3 protein-coding genes are annotated in these 2,838 nt (G+C 64.3%); all 3 read left to right on the forward strand.

Features of this window, described 5'->3' with window-relative positions; all coding sequences use genetic code 11:
• Positions 1 to 109: 109 nt before the first annotated feature.
• The 3 genes from LQV45_RS23955 to LQV45_RS23965 all read left to right on the forward strand — a co-directional run bounded on the left by LQV45_RS23955 (position 110) and on the right by LQV45_RS23965 (position 2,656).
• Positions 110 to 1,087, forward strand: coding sequence for a GMC oxidoreductase (locus LQV45_RS23955; protein WP_230009125.1), 978 nt, complete (start codon positions 110 to 112; stop codon positions 1,085 to 1,087).
• 73 nt (positions 1,088 to 1,160) lie between these two features.
• Positions 1,161 to 1,556, forward strand: coding sequence for a DUF6379 domain-containing protein (locus LQV45_RS23960; protein WP_230009126.1), 396 nt, complete (start codon positions 1,161 to 1,163; stop codon positions 1,554 to 1,556).
• The gene (locus LQV45_RS23965) at positions 1,553 to 2,656 is read left to right on the forward strand and encodes a sugar phosphate isomerase/epimerase (protein WP_230009127.1); all 1,104 of its coding nucleotides are present in this window, start codon (positions 1,553 to 1,555) and stop codon (positions 2,654 to 2,656) included. Before LQV45_RS23960 ends, LQV45_RS23965 begins: the two co-directional genes overlap by 4 nt.
• The last annotated feature ends 182 nt before the right edge of the window (positions 2,657 to 2,838 follow it).

Genomic DNA, 2,838 nt, shown 5'->3' on the forward strand with positions numbered 1-2,838 from the left:
GGGGGTGACCACCCGCGCCTTTGACGGGGCTCCGTTCTCTGACCTCGTCCGGGAACGACTCGCCGCCGCCGTGGACGCGGGCCGTGGCACCGCCTACCGCGTCCAGCCCATGCCTCTTGCTGTACACCGGCGGGAGGACGGCGGCCTGGTCTGGTCAGGTTCCGACGTCGTGATGGGGGATGTGACCCGCGAAAATCCGCAGTTTGAACTCTTTGATGAGTCGCTGGTAACGCGTGTGCTCCTGGAGGATGGCGCTGCTGCCGGCATCGAAGTCCAGGACCGCCGCAGCGGCGAAACCCATCAGGTGGCCGCCCGATACGTTGTGGTGGGTGCGGATGCCCTGCGCACGCCGCAGCTGCTGTGGGCTTCCGGGATCCGGCCTGACGCCCTGGGCCGCTACCTCAACGACCAGGCGCAGGTGGTGTTCGCGAGCCGGCTGCGCGATGTCACGGCTCCGCAGGGCCGGGCAGCCGCCAACGGCGCGCTCAGTGAGCAGAGCGGAGTTGCCTGGGTTCCCTACACGGACGGGGCGCCCTTCCACGGCCAGATCATGCAACTGGATGCGTCACCGGTTCCCTTGGCCGACGATGACCCCGTTGTCCCGGGCTCTATCGTGGGGCTTGGCCTGTTCTGCGCCAAGGATCTGCAGCGCGAGGACCGGGTGGCATTCGACGACGGTGTCCGCGACTCGTACGGAATGCCCGCCATGCGCATCCACTATCGCCTCACAGAGCGGGATCACGAGGTGCTGGACCGCGCCAAGCAGGAAATTGTCCGCCTGGGCAAGGCGGTGGGTGAACCGCTCGACGAGCGTCCGTTCGTCATGCCGCCCGGCGCTTCGCTTCACTATCAGGGCACAACCAGGATGGGTGCAACGGACGACGGCGAGAGCGTGTGTTCGCCCGACAGCCAGGTGTGGCAGGTCCCCGGCCTCTTCGTGGCCGGCAACGGCGTCATTCCCACCGCCACGGCCTGCAATCCCACGCTGACCGCTGTGGCGCTCGCAGTGCGCGGGGCCCGGAAACTCACAGAAGAACTCAACAGCTCTTTACTTATGTCTGAATCAGACAATAGACTGATTAAATAATGAATAAGTGGTGCGATGCCGCTGCTATTTCGTTCAATCACAGGCAAGGCATGCCGCAGACAAGGAGGTCTCGATGATCGCCGACCGCATAATCGAGCAGGGAACACTGATCACCCAGGACGGCCGTACCGCCGTCGAAGTCCGCATCCCCTGGTACCGGGCCCTGCCGGGTTCCTGCATCGCTGGAGCTGCATTGACAGTGGACGGCGTCGCCGCCCCCGAGGGCTCACTGCGCTGGACCATGAACAATCGCACTTTCAGCTTCGAGGAACTCGTGGACGAGACCGGCGAATGGTGGTTCCCGCTGGACTCGGCAGTCCTTTCGGGTGACCTTCCCGTCCCGGACAGCCGGACCGAGCACGAGGTCAGGGTGGACCTGAAGCTCTACATCCCCTACATCATCACCGACCACGGCGTGCTGCACATCGAAGAGCACGACACCAAGACCATGAAGGTGGAACAGCGATGACCAGCCTCGGCACGCCGATCCAGGGCGTCACCCTTTACAGCTTCACCCGGGCCTTCCACGCCCGGCAGTACGACCTCGATGGCCTGATCCGCAAAGTGGCGGCCGAAGGCTTCGGCCCAGGGCTCGAAGTCATCGGATTCTCCAGCCTGCGCGGCTTCCCGGACCGGATCGATGACAACTTCGTGGGCCAGTTCCGTGATCTTGTGGCCGAGGTTGACCTGGTCCCCACCTCTCTCGCAGTCAACGTTGACACCGGAATCCGCCGCGACCGGCTGATGAACCATGACGAGCTTGTCGAATACATGCGCAAGCAGATCGAAGTAGCCGCCAGGCTCGGCTTCCCGATCGCCAGGGTGCAGATCTCGCTGACTCCGGACGCCATGGAAAGCCTGCTGCCCGTGGCCGAGAAGTACGGCGTCACCCTGGCCCTCGAAGTCCACGCGGACCAGCACGGCGCCCACGAACGTGTCCTGGCCCTTCGCGACCGCTACGAGAAACTCAATTCCCCCTTGCTCGGCTTCACCGCCGACTGGGGTGCCACCGTTACCGGCTTTGCGCCCTCCCTGCTGGAGGCCTACCGGCGGCGTGGTGCTTCGGAGGAACTTCTCGGACAGGTGGTCGACCTGTGGAATGGTTTCTACGTCGACGGACCGCCAAACACGCAAAAGGTTCACGGTGAACGCTTCGGTGCCTTCATCGGCCTGGCGGCCCGGAACGGCCGGCCCGATCTTGGCATTGACTTCGCCATCAACGGAACAGGGCTTTTCGGTCCTGCCCCGCTGGACACCTGGCTGGAGATCATGCCTTGGGTCCGCCACGTGCACGGCAAGTTCTTCGGCATCGACGAGACCGGCGAAGAGCCCTCGGTGCCGGTCCGGAGCCTTGTCCGGCAGCTGGTTGAGCACGGCTACTCCGGCGCAATCTCCAGCGAATACGAAGGCTGGCACTGGAACAACTGGCAGGACCCGTTCGACATCATCCGCGGCGAGCAGGCCGTCCAGCGCTCAGCGGCCGCCAACGCCGGTTCGGCCATTATCACCGACGCTTCAGAAGCCCGCCGCATCCTCAACAGCCATCTCGCCCAGCCCGTCCGCGGCTGACAACGAAGGAACCAGAAATCATGTCAGAAGGCATCGCAGGCTCGGGCATCGAGCTTGGCATCACCCTCTATTCGCTCACCTCCGAGTTCGCCGCAGGGCTCTACACCCCTGAGACGCTGATCAAAGCTGTTGCAGATGAAGGCCTCGGCCCGGGGGTTGAGTTCAACATCGCCCAGATGCTG

The sequence above is a fragment of the Microbacterium sp. Bi128 genome (genome assembly GCF_918698205.1).